Origin of the sequence: Pantoea allii (assembly GCF_002307475.1) — a bacterium.
Lineage (GTDB): Bacteria > Pseudomonadota > Gammaproteobacteria > Enterobacterales > Enterobacteriaceae > Pantoea > Pantoea allii.
In genome coordinates this window covers 23,951-41,103 of the sequence record NZ_NTMH01000029.1, presented here as the reverse complement: position 1 = coordinate 41,103, position 17,153 = coordinate 23,951, and the positions used below count along the sequence as shown (strand labels likewise).

Annotated in this window: 17 protein-coding genes and 3 tRNA genes; 7 read left to right on the top strand and 13 right to left on the bottom strand. The window is 52.1% G+C overall.

Annotation, left to right across the window (positions count from 1 at the left end):
* Positions 1–12: 12 nt before the first annotated feature.
* From CMR03_RS09420 to serB, 8 genes are all read right to left on the bottom strand, one after another.
* The gene (locus CMR03_RS09420; RefSeq protein ID WP_096011374.1) at positions 13–2,535 is read right to left on the bottom strand and encodes a fimbria/pilus outer membrane usher protein; all 2,523 of its coding nucleotides are present in this window, start codon (positions 2,533–2,535) and stop codon (positions 13–15) included.
* 5 nt (positions 2,536–2,540) lie between these two features.
* Entirely contained in the window at positions 2,541–3,230 is a 690-nt protein-coding gene (locus tag CMR03_RS09415; RefSeq protein WP_063878317.1) for a fimbrial biogenesis chaperone, read from the bottom strand.
* 39 nt (positions 3,231–3,269) lie between these two features.
* Positions 3,270–3,824 (bottom strand): fimbrial protein, encoded by a 555-nt coding sequence (locus CMR03_RS09410; RefSeq protein WP_063878316.1) that lies wholly within the window; start codon positions 3,822–3,824, stop codon positions 3,270–3,272.
* Positions 3,825–4,067: 243 nt separating this feature from the next.
* Entirely contained in the window at positions 4,068–4,517 is a 450-nt protein-coding gene (locus tag CMR03_RS09405; RefSeq protein WP_063878315.1) for a hypothetical protein, read from the bottom strand.
* The gene (locus tag CMR03_RS09400; protein WP_063878314.1) at positions 4,514–5,455 is read right to left on the bottom strand and encodes a winged helix-turn-helix domain-containing protein; all 942 of its coding nucleotides are present in this window, start codon (positions 5,453–5,455) and stop codon (positions 4,514–4,516) included. The genes CMR03_RS09405 and CMR03_RS09400 overlap by 4 nt, the downstream gene beginning before the upstream one ends.
* Positions 5,456–5,787: 332 nt before the next feature.
* A complete protein-coding gene (gene nadR / locus CMR03_RS09395) occupies positions 5,788–7,026 on the bottom strand; it encodes a multifunctional transcriptional regulator/nicotinamide-nucleotide adenylyltransferase/ribosylnicotinamide kinase NadR (RefSeq protein WP_063878313.1) in 1,239 nt (412 codons plus the stop codon).
* Between the two features lie 92 nt (positions 7,027–7,118).
* Entirely contained in the window at positions 7,119–8,501 is a 1,383-nt protein-coding gene (gene radA, locus CMR03_RS09390) for a DNA repair protein RadA (protein ID WP_096011373.1), read from the bottom strand.
* A gap of 13 nt (positions 8,502–8,514) precedes the next feature.
* On the bottom strand, positions 8,515–9,492 hold the full coding sequence (gene serB, locus CMR03_RS09385) for a phosphoserine phosphatase (RefSeq protein WP_063878311.1): 978 nt from the start codon (positions 9,490–9,492) through the stop codon (positions 8,515–8,517).
* A gap of 107 nt (positions 9,493–9,599) precedes the next feature.
* On the opposite strand from serB, the gene CMR03_RS09380 reads away from it, so the two are divergent.
* On the top strand, positions 9,600–10,268 hold the full coding sequence (locus CMR03_RS09380; RefSeq protein WP_063878310.1) for a YtjB family periplasmic protein: 669 nt from the start codon (positions 9,600–9,602) through the stop codon (positions 10,266–10,268).
* A 77-nt stretch (positions 10,269–10,345) separates the two neighbouring features.
* Here CMR03_RS09380 and yjjG read toward each other — a convergent pair whose 3' ends face one another.
* Genes yjjG through CMR03_RS09365 form a run of 3 tightly spaced genes read right to left on the bottom strand, consistent with a single transcriptional unit; the run spans position 10,346 to position 11,868 of the window.
* Positions 10,346–11,026 (bottom strand): pyrimidine 5'-nucleotidase, encoded by a 681-nt coding sequence (gene yjjG / locus CMR03_RS09375; protein WP_096011372.1) that lies wholly within the window; start codon positions 11,024–11,026, stop codon positions 10,346–10,348.
* A 19-nt stretch (positions 11,027–11,045) separates the two neighbouring features.
* On the bottom strand, positions 11,046–11,486 hold the full coding sequence (gene rimI, locus CMR03_RS09370) for a ribosomal protein S18-alanine N-acetyltransferase (RefSeq protein WP_063878308.1): 441 nt from the start codon (positions 11,484–11,486) through the stop codon (positions 11,046–11,048).
* Complete coding sequence (locus CMR03_RS09365; protein ID WP_063878307.1) at positions 11,458–11,868, bottom strand: DNA polymerase III subunit psi; 411 nt, start codon at positions 11,866–11,868, stop codon at positions 11,458–11,460. Before CMR03_RS09365 ends, rimI begins: the two co-directional genes overlap by 29 nt.
* Before the next feature lie 105 nt (positions 11,869–11,973).
* On the opposite strand from CMR03_RS09365, the gene rsmC reads away from it, so the two are divergent.
* From rsmC to CMR03_RS09345, 4 genes are all read left to right on the top strand, one after another.
* Positions 11,974–13,005, top strand: a complete 1,032-nt coding sequence (rsmC, locus tag CMR03_RS09360) for a 16S rRNA (guanine(1207)-N(2))-methyltransferase RsmC (RefSeq protein ID WP_096011371.1) — start codon at positions 11,974–11,976, stop codon at positions 13,003–13,005.
* 161 nt (positions 13,006–13,166) lie between these two features.
* Positions 13,167–13,253, top strand: a tRNA-Leu gene (locus CMR03_RS09355).
* Between the two features lie 30 nt (positions 13,254–13,283).
* Positions 13,284–13,370 (top strand) — tRNA-Leu (locus CMR03_RS09350).
* A 28-nt stretch (positions 13,371–13,398) separates the two neighbouring features.
* A tRNA-Leu gene (locus CMR03_RS09345) sits at positions 13,399–13,485 on the top strand.
* A 67-nt stretch (positions 13,486–13,552) separates the two neighbouring features.
* Here CMR03_RS09345 and CMR03_RS09340 read toward each other — a convergent pair.
* On the bottom strand, positions 13,553–13,789 hold the full coding sequence (locus CMR03_RS09340) for a DUF1435 family protein (RefSeq protein WP_063878305.1): 237 nt from the start codon (positions 13,787–13,789) through the stop codon (positions 13,553–13,555).
* Between the two features lie 254 nt (positions 13,790–14,043).
* Here CMR03_RS09340 and CMR03_RS09335 point away from each other — a divergent pair, with 254 nt between their 5' ends.
* Both CMR03_RS09335 and CMR03_RS09330 read left to right on the top strand, forming a co-directional pair.
* Complete coding sequence (locus CMR03_RS09335) at positions 14,044–15,141, top strand: GGDEF domain-containing protein (protein WP_063878304.1); 1,098 nt, start codon at positions 14,044–14,046, stop codon at positions 15,139–15,141.
* A 213-nt stretch (positions 15,142–15,354) separates the two neighbouring features.
* Positions 15,355–15,819, top strand: coding sequence for a YbaK/EbsC family protein (locus tag CMR03_RS09330; protein ID WP_063878303.1), 465 nt, complete (start codon positions 15,355–15,357; stop codon positions 15,817–15,819).
* Here CMR03_RS09330 and CMR03_RS09325 read toward each other — a convergent pair.
* Positions 15,816–17,036 carry an MFS transporter gene (locus tag CMR03_RS09325; RefSeq protein ID WP_063878302.1) on the bottom strand — a complete coding sequence of 407 codons (1,221 nt, stop codon included), beginning with the start codon at positions 17,034–17,036 and terminating at the stop codon, positions 15,816–15,818. The two genes, CMR03_RS09330 and CMR03_RS09325, sit on opposite strands and share 4 nt — an antisense overlap.
* Positions 17,037–17,153: the final 117 nt, after the last annotated feature.

The following is a 17,153-nucleotide window of genomic DNA, read 5'->3' as shown; positions in this document are numbered from 1 at the left end:
AAACCTTACATTTTAAAAACGACATACAGCATCCGCGTAGGTAATCACCGCATCGGGTTTAGGTTTTGGGATGTGGTAGTCAATCAAACAGGATGCTTTCGCGTCCTCTCCCCATACGGCTTTCAACTGTCCCTGGGTTTTCGCGACGCGTAACCAGGCATTGCCGCCCTGACCAAACGTCCCCACCCGGTTGCCTGCATCGTCGAGCAGATCCGCCCCCACCGGCACCGTCGTCTCGCGATTGGTGCGGGTCTTTAACATGACCGGATAACCGCGTAAGGTCCTGAACGTCACCTTCACCATCGCACCGGCATAAGGCGCGACGATTTTTTCACTGTCCTGAATCTCGACATGGCTATCGCTGCCGCTGGCCCCCAACGAAATACTGTTGTAGTGATAAGGGTTGAGCGATGGCACCAGGGCATAACCAAAGCGATCGATTTCGGTGCCCTGGCTATTCAAAATGCGAGCATTCCTGGCCCCTTTCGCTTCGACAAGGGCAAAGGTGTCACCCAGATAATTGCCCAGCGTTACACCACCGCTGTGGATCACCGCCGCGCCCATCGCATTGACGGACATCTGTTTAAACCGTGAGGATGTGGATGCCGTACCGGTCAGACTGGCTTCTGAGAGTTTTTTGCCCAGGCTGCCACTTAACGTTGTGTCGCGTTGTTGCTGATCACGATTGATATTCAGGCTGTAGCTGGTGCCGCTCTCGCCGCTTATTCCGCTGAGTGAGGCGTTATAGTTACTGCCATTTTGGCTTCCACGGGTTCCCCCCAGCGCTAAATAAGGCGACGTGGCTTCTGAGCCTAACGGAACCGAGATGCTGACCTGAAACTGGGTATCTTTATAAAAGGTGTCGTCTGAATGTTGCGACATCACGGCCATACGCGGATCGCTTGAGTAAGCTCTGCGCGAATACTGGCGGGACAGGGAAATATTCAGCGCGATATTTTTTGGCAGCACGGTGCCATAGCCAATCTGAAACTGCGTATTGCGTGAACGGCCGTCGTAGTAATTTTGCTTCGAGCCGGAAATATAGATATTTCCCCACTCACCCAGCGTCTGGTTAACCGTCATCTGCAGGCGATTACGCTGCATATATTCGCTACTGATATTGTTGCGGCCTGGCGTTTCTGCATTATTTAATGCAATAACATCATTGAGATCCCGATAGCCCTGAGTGGAATACTGATAGCCGGCAAACGTCAGCGTGGTCTGGGTAGGCTGGAAGGTACGACTGTAGCTGAGTTCGTAGCGCCATCCCTCGGTCGTCTCGCCGCCGTTCAGGTCGGCTTCAGAGTAGGCGCTGTTGAAGCCAAGGGCACCGAAATCGGACGCCCAAACGCCACCGGCCAGCACCGCATGATAGTGCTCACCCAGACGCGCGCCGCCGTTAAGGGTAATGGCGTTTGTCAGGCCATGCTTAACGGTTAACTCTGTAAACGTATTGTATTGGCTGTAATCCCTGACTTTACCGGCCGCAAAGTTGTAGTCGGTTCGGCCTGGACGCAGCGACTGCGGTAACACCGCATAGGGCACGCTAAACTGATGGAGGCTGCCGTCAGACTCCTGAACCTCAACCTTGAGATCGCCGCCATAGCTGACCGGGCTGAGATCGTTGATGATAAACGGCCCCGGCGGCACGGTGGTTTGGTAGATCCGCTGTTTGCCCTGCCAGACGGTCACGCGTGCGTTGCTGTTTGCTACGCCACGCACGACCGGGGCGTAGCCCCGAACAGAATCGGGCAGCATACGGTCGTCCGAGTCCAGACTCACACCGTTGAAACTGACGGCATTAAACAAGTCGCCCTGACTAAAAAGCTCCCCCAGCCCGACCTCACTTTGCAACGAAGGCAATGCCCGCTGCGCCCAGGCTCTGGCACTTTGCCAGCGATTACCCCATTCATCATGGGTCAGGTTTCCCTGCTGACGAAAACGCCACATTCCCACGTTCATACCACTGTTGATGCCCAGATAGGTGGATTCAAAACGCTGCGCATTTTTGTAATCTGAATAGAACTGGTTAAGGTTGTAATTCACGAACGCCATGGTCGAGCCAGCCGTCAGGTTTTCCGGCGCGATATAGCCCACAGGCCGCTGAACCAGCATCGCCTGGGGGATGGATACGTCGACGCGTAAGCTGGCGGTATTGACGTTAACGGCGGCGCCGGGTAAAAGCGCGTCTGGCCGGACGCAGCCTGTCGCCTTCAGGGCAGACAAATAATGCGCTTTGACACCAAACGCGTGATAAAACGGCGACGGAAGACACACGGAGAGCGGTCCGCCTGCCCGCACGATCTGCAAGGTTGTGGATTGTTGAAACTTACCATTGAGGTAAAGTTCCACATCATAACGACCCGGCTGAAACCAGGCATCCTGCGCATCATCCGGCATCGCAACCTGTCCCGGCATCATTTCGCGCACTAATGAAGGATCAAACGTATAGTCATCCTGCGCATCAGCCGCCTGACTTTCCCTGGCAGGGATCAGACTGAACGCGAACAATAAGAATAAGGAAGCTTTATTCATTTCGGCTATTTTTCGTTCAGGTTTATTTTTTCGTCAGCACCAAAATCGTTGATCAGGAGGGCGGTAAGGGCGTATCCCACCAGGGATGACGAACTGTGCAGCGTGACCTTGCTTTCACTAAACGGCGCGAGCGTTACGGCATCGTCCCAGGCAATCGTCTTATTTCCCTTAATCAGTGAAAACGCGCGGATATTGGCGTAAAAAGGAGAGGCATTTTTGAAGAGAATATCTCGCCCCTGAATACGATAAGAAAGCGCCTGCCTGACGTTATCCACAGAGAAATCGAGTTGCCTGGGGCGAACGATGACTTTTACCCTGTTCTTAATAATCAGATAGAGTTTATTTTTATCTTCATCGCCCTTTTTCACAGAGGGGATTTCTGTATAGTCCATGTAGAACAGCGACTCTCTGTCCTGCGGTAAATTATTCTCGGTGACTTTGACTTTCACCGTTTGACCGGCGGCTGGCGCGATGCGAAAAATTTGCGGCAGCGCCACAAAGGGCAGTGTGGACGCCGCGTCAGGATTAATCGCCTGAATTTGAATAAGCGCAGGCTGATCGCCCGCATTGGTAAACTGAATGGTTTTTTCATTTTTCGCACCATCAATAATTATCCGGGTGCCATTCAGCACGACGCTTGCCTGACAAAGGGGAGCGGATAAAGCCAGAAACAGAATAACAAGAGACTTGAACACAGGTTTCTCCTGCCCCCTCGGCTAAAGGGGGCCTGATAGTTATGGATAGCTAACAGAATATTGAACGCTACTCAAAACCGTACCCGCTCCAGCGCTTCCAGAGTCGCTGTAATATTCGACTGAAAAATTTTGTGATGCACTGGTGCTACCACTGGCCAGCGACATGCCGTTTACGGTCGCCGTGCCACCTGACAGATTGATCGTTTTGTCACTACTATCCAGTAAACGCAGTGCGACATTCGTCGCTGTGCCGGTATTTAATAAATCACCCGTGGAGGAAATATTATTTCCCGCCAGATTGATATTAATTGCCTGGGTTGTACCCGCCGCCGGCGCAACACAGCCCGTTAAATTGATCGTAAAGGGTGTTTTACCGGCGGTGGATTTCGCCGCGTTCAACGAGGCTGTCGATACCGTAGGCAGCAGAATAATCGGGCTACCGGTTGCATCGTTTATATTAACGTTACAGGTTTGCGCGTTGACTTCACCCTGAAAGCGAATAGTATTTTGCGATGCGGCAAAGGTGTTAAAAGAAAGTAAACTTACACCGCACAAAGCAAAATACATACAGCGTGATAAAGACCTGGCTTTCATTGATTCCCTCTTATTATTTAGGTTGATAACATGCTCATTGGCAGGGGAATCATAAGGGGCGAAATAGCGAGGCTGTATGTGAAGTGTTCTGACCTTATGTGAACAAGACCTTAAGAAGATATAATTTTATTAAAATCAAAAGCATAAAGTTATCCCTGTGTTGCAGAAAAGATAAATTTCATAAGATAACTACAGGTCCAACGTTTATGCTCTGCACGGCTTATCGGCTATTTTTTGGTCGTTTTATTTTTCACAAATGAAGAGCGGAACAGGACCAGAATAAAATACCCATGTATCGATGCCCGTCCGTTTAATGACGAAAGGGAATGTCGCCCCCACGGTGATAAAAAACGCCGGAAGCCATTTTTCTTGTTGCTCAATACTCATTTGATTATCCGGGGATGGCTCAATCAATGTCGACTGCGCGAGATAAAGATCGCCATCACGATGATAATTAAACCGGATAATTTTACTCATGCTGATGGCTTTTTGATTATCGCCGGTCAATCGCCCCGCTAAGGATAAAACGCCGTGCCCGTTGCGCATATCGTGAGAAACGATCAGTGAAAATCTTTCACCGCTTCTTATGTAATTGATGTTTGCAATGCAATGAATATAATCCTGGCGAAAAAAAAGCATCACAACACCGGCTACGGCCATCGTCAGCACAGCCATCCAAAACGTCAACTTCACCACTTTCTCCTTATATAATAATACGACACACAGTCAGGTGAACCGAATAGTGAAATTGCGTTTTTACATTGCAATACGGAGATTCGTTCACCGTTGGTAAAGGCGGTGATATAAATCTTCCTTCTTTCCGTGCATCCCGAATGAATATCAATAGCGATGCGGGCCACTAAACTGTTATCTGCTTTTTCATTACCGTATATTTCGCATCCGTTCATATCAAACCGCTTTACGAAATCCATCTCCTTCCGGTAAAGGGAAAAGGTCACAATGGCCATACCACACATCACAATCGTCATAACCGTCAGCACAACCATAAGCAGGTTGCGTGTGTAGATTGCCTGTTGAGCAGGCAACTCTCCGACGGCTAACGCGGCAGACTCTGGATAGCCGGTATTATAAGCTGCCCCGGATGCATTATGCAGCGCATCGGTAACCGGCTTTTCTGACATATTCTCATCGACCTGAAGAGCAGGCTCAGGAATATGTTGGGGAACGTCCTGCCCACTGGCCTGGCTTAAATCTGGCGTGCCAGCGTCTTCTGTAGATACGTTTTCCAGTCCCTCTGCTGATAATGGCGTATTATCCGGAATAGCCGCTACAGGCACGCTTGTCGATTCTTCAATGAGAATGGCATTTGACAGCATAAAGCCGCGGCGCGGAATGGTTCTGATCACATCCTGCCGAATACCAGATGCCAGTAGCGCTTTTCTGACCAAAGAAATACTTTGATATAAGGCATTCGCACTGACCTCCATCCCAAATCTACGCCAGGCATACTGGTAAAAAGACTCATGATCGACAATTTCACCCTGACGTGCGATCAGTAATTCAAAACAATAAGAGGCAGAAGAATGCAACTTCAACGTCTGATTATGACTGATTATTTCCCTTTTCCCAGGATAAAATACCGCATCGCTACCAATACTGATCTTTTTCATGTCGTTACATCCGGGTATATCATTATTTATATCTTATGAATATTCCCTTAATATAAACCAGTTAAAAATATTGAACTTACATTTAACATAAACACACAGAAGAAATGAAATAACATCAGTATTTAAATACGTAATAATGTTGCCGCAGAATTCAAAAAAATTTTTTTTGTTTGACTTTGTTACGGACGATATTCGGTTGCGCACGACGATGTGAAAGGCCTTATTTCCCAGCAACAGGCCGGAAAAATCGCCATTATTATAAAGATAACACAAGGAGAAAGGGTCAGAGATACGGCTATCCTCCGGCCCTTTATGTCGGTAAACAGATTGTCTCAGAGCGCGCTTTGCTCGCCCAGCATACCTTTCACCAGCTCAATACAACGCAGGAAGCGCGTGTCATAATCTTCTTCCTGCACATGGACGAAGTCGATGTTGTTTTCACGCAGCATGGATATCAACATGGTCTGGAACTCACGGCGATCCACAGAGCTGCCCAGGCTGCGCAAGCCATCGGCCACCCAGGGCACGTTATTCTCCAGCAGAATCACCAGGTCGAAACGGTATTCATCAATCATCGCCTGAACAAACGGATGCTCGCGCCCTTCATACTTTTTACAAAAGGCCTGCGTGGTGACGAAATCGGTATCGATAAACGCCACTTTATTGGCATATTTCACCGCAAAATCAATGTACTGCGCATGACCGAGCGCGATTTTATCGTAGTCAGAATATTGCAGCGCCATCTCATCGCCGCCCAGGTGAGAAAAGACGTAATCCCGCCCATATTCCCATGCGCTGGAGGTGTTGAAGATGTTTGCGAGCTTGTTCACCAGCATGGATTTGCCGCTCGACTCGCCGCCCAGAATGGCCACGGTACGCACAAAAAACGGTTTCACTTCAGTGGGGATGTAATCCCAAAAACGGAAGGGGTCCTGACGAATCTGCGTGCCGCTGATATTCATAAAGGATCGGTTCGGATCGATCAGCACCGTCTGAATGCCCAGATGTTGCTGATACATCTCGGCGTCCGGCGCTTCACTGGTATAGATGCAGTCAGCCGCAATCCCCTGCTCATCCAGGAAGGTTTTCACCCCCGCGCTCCACACATCCCAGCCATGTGGATAGGGTTCAATCCCCTCTTCATCGAAAGCATGGATACGAATGTTTTTCTGATATTTGAAGGTTTGCAGTAACCAACGCAGGCGATCGCTGACCGTGGGCTGTTGCGACATGGCGCTGTTTTCAAACAGGTCACGATCGCGCGGTTCGTCATAGCCCATGATGATATGCAGCTCATCCACCTGGCTACAGGCGCGCTGAATCAGATAAATATGGCCAGTGTGCAGCGGATAAAACTTACCAAATATCACGCCGATTTTTTTATCCCGGCGGGGAAATTCCAGGCCGAGAAAGCGGTGCAAAGCTTCCAGCTTTTGGGCGCTGGGGCTTTTAATTTTCGCGTTAAGCAGTTGGCTTAAATACCCTTTGGTCATGCCACTGGCATCGGCCACCTGTTGGAGCGTGTGGCCCTGCTGGCGAATGGCCGTTTTTAAATAATCAAACGCCGACATGTGGTGCCTCCTGCAAGAAATGATCAAAGACGTGAGGACGTTTGCCCCTTACCAGCCCTTTTGTATAACGACAAAAGGGCATACGGAAAAGCTTAGAGATCATCAAGAATAGCCAAGGCATCCGCCAGCTTTTTCGCGCTATAGACGCGCATTCCCTCAATCGGCTTTTTCGGTGCGTTACCCGCTGGGACTATCGCCCGCCTGAAGCCATGTTTGGCCGCTTCTGAAATACGTTCCTGACCGCTGGGCACCGGGCGAATCTCCCCCGCCAGTCCGACTTCGCCAAAAATAACCAAATCCTGGGGCAATGGACGATCGCGCAGGCTGGAGACCATCGACAGCATCAGCGCCAGGTCGGCACTGGTTTCCGTGACTTTCACGCCGCCGACCACGTTAACGAACACATCCTGATCCGCCATTTGCAATCCGCCATGGCGGTGCAATACCGCCAGCAGAATCGCCAGGCGGTTCTGCTCAAGCCCGACGGCAACCCGGCGTGGATTGCCCATCATCGAATGATCCACCAGCGCCTGAATCTCGACCAGCAAAGGACGCGTGCCTTCCCACAACACCATGACCGAACTGCCAGAGGTGACTTCTTCGCCGCGCGACAGGAAAATGGCGGAGGGATTACTCACCTCACGCATGCCCTGCTCTGTCATGGCAAAAACACCCAGTTCATTCACCGCGCCAAAGCGGTTCTTGTGGCTGCGCAGAGTACGAAAACGGGAATCGGCATCGCCATCCAGCAGTACCGAACAGTCGATACAGTGCTCAAGCACCTTCGGCCCGGCCAGCGAACCATCTTTGGTCACATGGCCCACCATGATAATCGCCACGCCGCGGGTTTTCGCAAAACGCGTCAGATAAGCAGCGGTTTCGCGTACCTGTGCCACACTGCCGGGTGAAGACTGGATATCCGCCATGTGCATCACCTGGATGGAGTCGATGACCATGATTTGCGGCTCTTCCTGCTCAGCGATCAGGCAGATCTGCTCAATGCTGGTTTCCGACAGCATATTCAGATTGTCAGTGGGCAACCCCAGACGATGGGCGCGCATCGCCACCTGCTGTAATGACTCTTCACCGGTGACGTACAGGGTTTTCATACTCTGCGCTAAGCGGCACATGACCTGTAGCAACAGGGTGGATTTACCGGCGCCGGGGTTACCGCCAATCAGAATAGCGCTGCCCGGCACCACGCCGCCGCCCAGTACGCGGTCAAATTCTTTGAAGCTGGTTGAGAAACGGGGCAAGGCTTCCAGACTGATTTCCGACAGCTTTTGCACCCGGCTGGTTCCGGCATGGCCCGCATAGCCGCTGAGCCGCTCATTACGCGCAGCCGCTGGCGAGGCGGCAATGCGCACCTCGGTGATGGTGTTCCAGGCGTGACAGGCGCTACATTGCCCCTGCCAACGCGGATAATCTGCGCCGCACTCGTTACAAACAAATGCGCGTTTTGCCGCTTTGGCCAAATCAACTCCTCAGTTAACGCTCTTCGTGAATCAGGCTGCCGGTCAGGATGCAAAACACCCCCATCAAATCGGCATGGCGAATCGTAACAGCCGTTTGCTCATTGACCTTTGGTTTGGCATGGTAAGCAATGCCCAGCGCAGAGGCTTTAATCATCGGCAAATCATTCGCCCCGTCACCCACGGCGACGGTTTGTTCTGGCGCAATGTCGAACCGCTTCGCCAGCTTTTTTAACGTCTCGGCTTTGTACTGCGCGTCCACGATCTGGCCCAGCACTTCACCGGTGAGTTTGCCGTCACGGATTTCCAGTTCGTTAGCCGCAACAGCCGACAGGTGCAGCTTATCGCGCAGGAACTCCGCAAAATAGGTAAACCCGCCGGAAGCAATCGCCACCTGCCAGCCCAGCGCCTGCAATTTTTTAGTCAGTGTGGTTAAGCCTGGCATTAACGGCAGTGCATCGCGCACCTGCTTCAGAATATTGGCATCGGCATCTTTAAGCGCCGCCACGCGCTGACGCAGGCTGGCGGTAAAATCCAGCTCGCCGCGCATCGCCCGTTCGGTAACTTCAGCCACCTGCTCGCCGCAGCCGGCCAGCCTGGCAATCTCGTCGATACATTCGATTTGAATCGCGGTGGAATCCATGTCCATGACCAGCAGGCCAGGCGTTTTCAGATGCGGGATTTTCCCCAGTGGGGCGACATCCAGCGTCAGTTCGTGTGCCAGTTTGCTGGCAAACGGCGTCAGGGAACCCGCCAGGCGAATCACCTGGTAGTCGTCCACGTTCCAGGCGCTGACGATAACCATCGCCGCCCCCAGCCGGTGCTGGTAGTCGGTCAGACGCTGTTTATCCAGACCACGGCCATAGAGTAACCAGCCGGTACGACCCGCGCGGTAGTCCAGCGGCATGACTTCGTCACCGCTTAATGAAAGGGGCAACCCCGGCCAGAGAGAGACATCAGCAGGCAGATCGCACCAGGTAAGATGATTTGACATCAGGGCTCCTGTAGGAACAACAAAACCACGCAAGAGGCTACCTTGTCTGCGCTGCTTCTGGCAACATAATATCCAGGCTTTCTGTTGTGACGTGACTCGGATAATTAATGGCTAAAACCGCACTGAAATTTCGCCTACATCGCACGGTGATCGTTTTGATTTCGCTGGCGCTGTTGGTGGTGCTTATGCAAGGCGCATCCTGGTTTAGCCTTGGGCATCAAATGGCCCGTTCTGAACAGGCCGAGGAGCTGGCACAAACGCTTACCCGCCAGGTGGCATTCAGCCTGAAACCGCTCATGGATAACAGCGAAGATAATCGTGGTCAGATTGAGGCCATTCTTAATCAGATGACCGCGAATAGCCGCATTCTTGATGCCTCAGTCTATGCCGGTGACGGCAGTCTGGTGGCGCACAGCGGTGAAAACATCAATGTGCGCGATCGGCTGGCGCTGGATGGCAAACGGGCGGGAAGCTACTTCAATCATCAGATCGTTCAACCCCTGAGCGGCGGCAGCGGCCCGACGGGCTTTCTGCGTATCACCCTGGATACCCACGTGTTGGTCACCGAATCGCGCCAGGTGGATAACACCACCAATATTCTGCGCCTGATGATGCTACTGGCGCTGGCGATTGGCATTATCCTCAGCCGTACCTTGCTGCGCGATCGCCGCACGCGCTGGCAGCAGTCCCCGTTCCTGCTCACGGCCAGTACGCCCGTGAAAGAGGATGATGAAGAGGACGAGAAAAAGGACGACGCGGCTAAGCCATCTGCCTGATAGCGCGCGAATATGAACGAAAGGCCCGTATTACGGGCCTTTCGCAGACGACACTCGCTGGGTGTGACAGGTGACATTCAGGCTTTTAACAGGGCTTCCAGCTCTGTTAATGAGTTTACCCGCCAGTCAGGTTTAATCGGTTCCGGCAGTGGGCGCGTACCGTGATCGATCCAACAGGTTTTCAGTCCCGCATTCATACCGCCCAGGATATCGGATTCTGGCGTATCGCCGACCATCAATACCCGATTGCGCTGGGGATTTCCCATCTGCGTGAGCGCATAATCAAAGATTCTGGCATCGGGCTTAGGCACGCCCACCTCTTCTGAAACCACCAAAGCGGAAAAGTAGTCGAGAAAACCGGTGCGTTCCAGGCGACGCTGCTGAAGCGCGGTAAAGCCATTGGTGATGATGCCCATGTTGACCCGGCCGTGTAGCAGCTTCATCAGGCTGACTGCGCCTTCCAGCGGCATACAGATTTCAGCCATCGCCGACAGAAAACCGTTATTCAGGATGTCAGGCGCCACGCTGAGCTTTTGCCCCCAGCTCACAAAGCGGCGGGTCTGTAGCTCCTGCGCCGATAACTGACCATTCTGATAATCGACCCATAACGGCTTGTTTACTGCCTGGTAATCGAGGTAATCCTGGTCGGTAAACGGCACATCGTACCCGGCAAAAAGCCGTTGTAAGCCAGCATAAGCGTCAAAGTGGAACAGTGTGTCATCCGCATCAAACAGGATGCAATCCCAGTTATCTAACATCAAAACTCCTCAGAAACGACTACAGCGTCAGCGCCATGATCAGTGCATCTTCACGGCCACCGGCGGTGGGATAATAGTTTGGACGGCGGCTGACCTGATTGAAATCCAGCTGTTCGTACAGCGCAATCGCAGGGGCGTTTGAGGCACGGACTTCCAGCCACAACGTCATCACATCGCGTGCAATCAGTTGCTCGATTACATGCTCCAGCAGCGCCCGCCCAAAGCCACGCCGTTGATACGCTGGGTCGACCGCAATATTAAACAACGAGGCTTCGTCCAGCACCACCTGGGTGATGGCGAAGGCGGCCATCTGGTTATCGACATCTAATCGTAGGTTCAGGAAACGTTCGCCCTGGTTACTGGCAAAGGTCTCTTCGCGCCAGGGAAAGGCGTGGCTACGGCATTCGATAGCAAAAGCGTCGGGAATAGCGTCAGGCGTGAGGAAAGAAATGGCTGTCATGATCACACATTTGTTGCCAGAGCGCGCGCCGGGCGGCACCGCTGCTGAGAAGTTCATTAAAAGAAGCGCTGGATAACGCCACGCCATTAAAGGGTTGTTCGCTTTCCACGCCCAGTAACCAGCCCGCACAGCTCAGGGTTTCTGGTAGCATTTGCAGCTGGTCGGGCGTGACGGTCATCACCTGAGTCGGTTTCAGACTGAGCGTGTGCAGGACATCGCGCAGGAAAGGCTCCTGCAAACCTGGTGGATTCTCCGCCACAATAATCAGCTGCGTATCGGGTAAAAGCCTTACGGCGATCTCGCCCTGGAGCACGCGCGGGCGGCGCAGTTGATACTGCGTAATCCCCATTTGCTGTAAAAGCCAGTCGCGCCTGGACGTCATGATATACCTGCTCTGCTCGCTGAATGCGACGCTATGCTAGCAAACCCATCGAACATGCGCCAACAAACCACTATAATCTCCGCTCAGATCTTACAGGAGCCCTACATGTCTGCTTTTACCCCGGCCAGCGAAGTCATTCTGCGCCACAGTGATGAATTTACCGCCCGCCACGTTTTATTTGCTGGCGATCTGCAGGATGACCTGCCCGCACAGCTGGAGACCGCCTCTTCACGCGTGCACACTCAGCAATATCATCACTGGCAAAACCTGAGCCGCCGCATGGGGGAACAGGCGCGTTATGGACTGGTCGCTCAGGCAGAAGATGTTCAGGGCTGCGATACGCTGGTGTACTTCTGGACCAAGAATAAACCGGAAGTGCAGTTTCAGTTACAAAACCTGTTGTCGTTGCTGCCGGTTGGCTGCGATATCTTTATTGTCGGTGAAAACCGCAGCGGCGTACGCAGTGCGGAAGGCATGCTGGAGACGTGGGCTACCCTGGAAAAAATCGACAGCGCACGCCGCTGTGGTCTTTACCATGGCCGTCTGGATAAGCAACCTGCCTTTGATGCCACGGCCTTTGGTAACAGCTATCAGTTGGATGGCCTGACGGTGCATACCTTACCCGGCGTTTTCAGTCGCGATGGCCTGGATGCAGGCAGCGCCTTACTGCTTTCGACATTCACGCCGCATACCAAAGGCAAAGTGTTGGATATCGGCTGCGGTGCTGGCGTGCTGGCCGCCTCATTACCGGCCCGCTCACCCAAAGTGCGTTTGTGGTTGTGTGATGTTCATGCCGCCGCCATCGAAGCGAGTAAAGCCACGCTGGCTGCCAATGGTCTGGAAGGTGACGTGTTTGCCAGTAACGTTTTTTCCGACGTCACCGGACGTTTTGACATGATTATCTCCAACCCGCCGTTCCATGAAGGCACACAGACCAGCCTGGATGCCGCACAAACCCTGATCCGTGGCGCCGTTAAACACCTGAACAGCGGAGGTGAATTGCGCATTGTCGCTAACGCCTTCCTGCCTTATCCCCAGGTGCTGGATGAAGCCTTTGGCAATCATGAAGTGCTGGCGCAAACCGGTCGCTTCAAAGTTTATCGTGCAGTTTACGGACGCGGTGCCAAAACCCGTTAATCCCTTTTTTCTGCCTTTTTCGCCCTTTTTGCCTCTCGCCAGGCTGAAAACGTTGCTTTTTGCAGCGATCGTTTCCGTCTGGCGAAATATGTGTTGACGCATTGAGTAAAATCTCTAAAATGCGCCTCCGTGGTTGTAATACGGTAACGTGTTGCGGGTATGCGAAGGTGGCGGAATTGGTAGACGCGCTAGCTTCAGGTGTTAGTGTCCTAACGGACGTGAGGGTTCAAGTCCCTCTCTTCGCACCAAAATCACAAATTTCATATCGCGAGCACTGCGCGAAGGTGGCGGAATTGGTAGACGCGCTAGCTTCAGGTGTTAGTGTCTTAACGGACGTGAGGGTTCAAGTCCCTCTCTTCGCACCATTGCGGTGATATGAAAAGACAACGCGATGCGAAGGTGGCGGAATTGGTAGACGCGCTAGCTTCAGGTGTTAGTGTCTTAACGGACGTGAGGGTTCAAGTCCCTCTCTTCGCACCAACGTTGTCCTCTCCACCGCTGTTTCCACCTTGTTTCTCCCCCCTGCATCATCGTTTTAAAATCCCAACTACAGACCGGTAAATTTTACGCCTATCGCCGCGAGTCCGCCTGCCAGCGCCAGACAGGAAGGCAGCAAGACATAGTGCCGCATGCGCTGATTAAACAGCATGAACAATGTCAGCAGCAATGCGAGCAGCATCACGCCCCGCCACTGCTCAAAGCTGGGCTGCCAGAATGTTATTGCCGGTATTGCTGCACATGCCAGCATGCTTCCCCATGCACTATCCAGTTTTAAACCGCCCATCGCCTTCCCCCTTGCCCGTCAGTGAACCGTTCTGCCAGTGGTCGATATGATAACCATTCCCATTAGCATATGATAATCATTCTCAATTTTCAGCTTGTTTTTTTACAGGCAGGCAGGAAGATGACAGTTAAACAAGAAAATGCTAAATTGCGACCGACTACATTCTTTATAACATCAATATAACGTCTGTCGACCGGCCGAAATCATGCGCCGGTTTTTGCTTTGTTATTTCAGGGCTGTCACGAGTATGAATAATGAAAATAGAATCTTATGATGAATTGAAACACAGCAAATACCGCCTGTCGCTGATGCTCTTTTTGTTTTTAAACGCATCCGTTTCGCTATTTTGTCTGCTCCCTTTGGCGGAAAACAGTGAATCACAGGCCACGTTGCCGGTGATGATAGTGGCGTTCTTTAGCATGACGATGCTGAGCACCTGTTTAATAAAAACTAAACTAAAATTACCCCTGCTAAATCCCGTTGCGCTCATCTTAGGGGGATTGTGGGCATGGCATATTCAGGATCGCTATCATTGTGTTTTATTTAATGATGGATTTTTTTTGATTGTCAGTTTGCTGTGCGTTTTCTTTATCAGCGCCATTGCACTCAGTGATTATTTGGTGGCGTTCTGCCTGCACATTACGCCGTCAATGCTAACCGTGCTGTTGCTGGACCACGGACAGCATTTGCCATTGATTTTATTGACTATTGCCCTGCCGTTGATTGGCTTTTCACTGCAGCATCTGATGCGCCGCCGCTCTGAAGATTTTACGCTGCGCTTAATGTATCAACTGTATGAAGAAAAAGAGTCGTTTAGCGATCTCAGTATGCTCGATCCTTTAACCGGCTTATATAACCGGCGTGGGCTAAAGAATCGCCTTGATAACATTCTGGATAATCATGCCGGCAGTCATTATGTCTTGCTGCTGGATATCGACCATTTTAAGGCTTACAACGATAATTATGGTCATGCCATGGGTGACCAGGCGCTGGCTCGGGTTTCCGTTGCCATTCGTGACGCCGTACGCTCACGCGATGTGGTAACACGCTACGGCGGTGAGGAGTTTTTAGTATTAATGACCAATGTTAACGCCTCCATCGCCATGAAGCTGGCTGAACGCATCCGCCAATATGTAGTGAACCTGGAAATACCGCATTTGTTTAATGAACGTGTTTCTACCCACGTCACCATTAGTGCCGGTATTGCGCCCATTTACGATAATGAATTTGACCAGGCGGTAGCGAATGCGGACCGTGCATTATACGTGGCGAAAAATCAGGGACGAAATACGATTCTGGCCTGGGAAGATCTTCCCGGCATCGCCAGCACCACGGCAACTGAAGTCATATAAAAGGCGCGCCGGATAGCGATGTTATCCGGCGTCCACTCCCGATAATGCGCTGAAAAAAAACGCACCCGCCTTTTCCCCTCACCCTGTTTTTCCCCCGCGGTCTCCTGACTTTCATCGCCGCTATGCATTCTGTTACCTATTATTTCGCTATCTCGTTTACACCCTTGCAGGCTTGTGGCAATTTTTACGCCTTCGATTAGCATGGAGATAAAAATGAGCCTGGAGTCTGTACGCCAGTTTTTTGCCGAGCGTGCGCCGGAAATCGACATCATTGAGATGCCCTACAGTACGGCAACGGTAGAAATGGCGGCTCGCGTTCACGGTGTGACACCGGGACAAATTGCCAAGACCCTGTCACTTAAGGTGAAGAATGAGGTGATCCTGGTGGTAACCCGTGGCGATGCGCGGTTAGATAACCGCAAACTAAAAGCGGTTCTGGGTGCCAAAGCGCGGATGTTAAGCGTGGACGAAGTGATTAACTGGACCGGGCATCCCGTCGGCGGGGTTTGTCCCTTTGGCCTGGAAAACCCGGTGACCGTTTATTGTGATATCTCGTTAAAAAGCTTTGATGAAGTCTTGCCCGCAGCAGGCGCGGTTCACAGTGCCGTACGCATTTCGCCGCAGCTGATGGCTGAACTCACTGCGGCAAAATGGGTGGATGTCTGTGAAACGCATTAATGCGGCTGCTTTGCCGTAACGCCGGAAATTTTTATTCCACGCGTTTCGCGACCAAAGGCGACAAACACGCAAATCAGCACCGCCACGGTTCCCGCCACAATCGCCATGCCAAGCCCATAATTGCCGCCGTGGGCTTCAGCAATACGCGACTGCAGCGTGGCGTTGACTGATGCAATAAGATTGCCCAACTGATATACAAAGCCGGGCAATACCGCTCTTGCATTCCCCGGCACCAGTTCGTTCAGGTAAGTCGGTATCACGCCCCATGCGCCCTGTACCATAAACTGCATCAAAAACGCGCCAAGCCCGATGGTCCAGGAGCCAGTGGAAAATGCCCACAGCGGCAGCACCGGCAGCGTCAGCAACGCCGCAATAATAATGGCTTTTTTGCGACCAATGCGTTCTGACAGCGTGCCAAAGAAGATGCCGCCCAGCATGGCTGCGATGTTATAGCTGATCGCGATGATACTCACGGTGTGGGCATCAAACTGGTGCTGTACTTTCAGGAAGGTCGGATAAAGGTCCTGCGTGCCGTGGCTGAAGAAGTTAAAACAGGCCATCAACAGCACCATGTAGATGCATATTTTCCAGTGCTGACGCAGTATCGGCATCAACGCACTGCTCTCTTTGCGCTCACGCGCCGCCAGCCAGACGGGCGATTCAGGCACTTTGAAATAGATAAAAGGCAACAGCAGAATGGGAATGGCACCGATGAGAAACATGCCGCGCCAGCCCACCGCATTAAAGAATAAGCCAAAGACGACAGACGCCAGCAGATAACCACAGGGATAACCCGCCTGGAAAAGGCCCGACATCAGGCCGCGAGAACGGTCGGGAATGGTTTCCATCGCCAGCGATGACGCCACGCCCCAAATTCCCCCCATGGCAATACCATAGAAAATGCGAAACGCCAGAAACGCGCCGAAGGTGGGTGACCAGGCGGACAGCAGTTCGAACAGGGAGAAAAAGACAATATTCAGCATCAAAATGGGCTTGCGACCATATTTCTCCGCCATCCGCCCAAACAGCAGCGCGCCAATCGGGCGTACCGCCAGCGTCAGCATAATGGCGACAGACACATCGGTGACGGAATTATGGAAGTACTGAGCCAGATTACTCAGTACAAACACCAGAATAAAAAAATCGAAAGCGTCCAGCGTCCAACTGGCAAAACAGGCGAAAGCCACATTGCGCTGGGTCGATGTCCAGTCAAGCATAGAAGTCTCCTCTCTGAGACACTCTGGCGCATCGTCCATAACGTTCCTGGTCGCTGTCGGAGAGTGATGTGATTGTTAATCAAATGTATACATCATGTTTATGGGGAGAGCGTACCG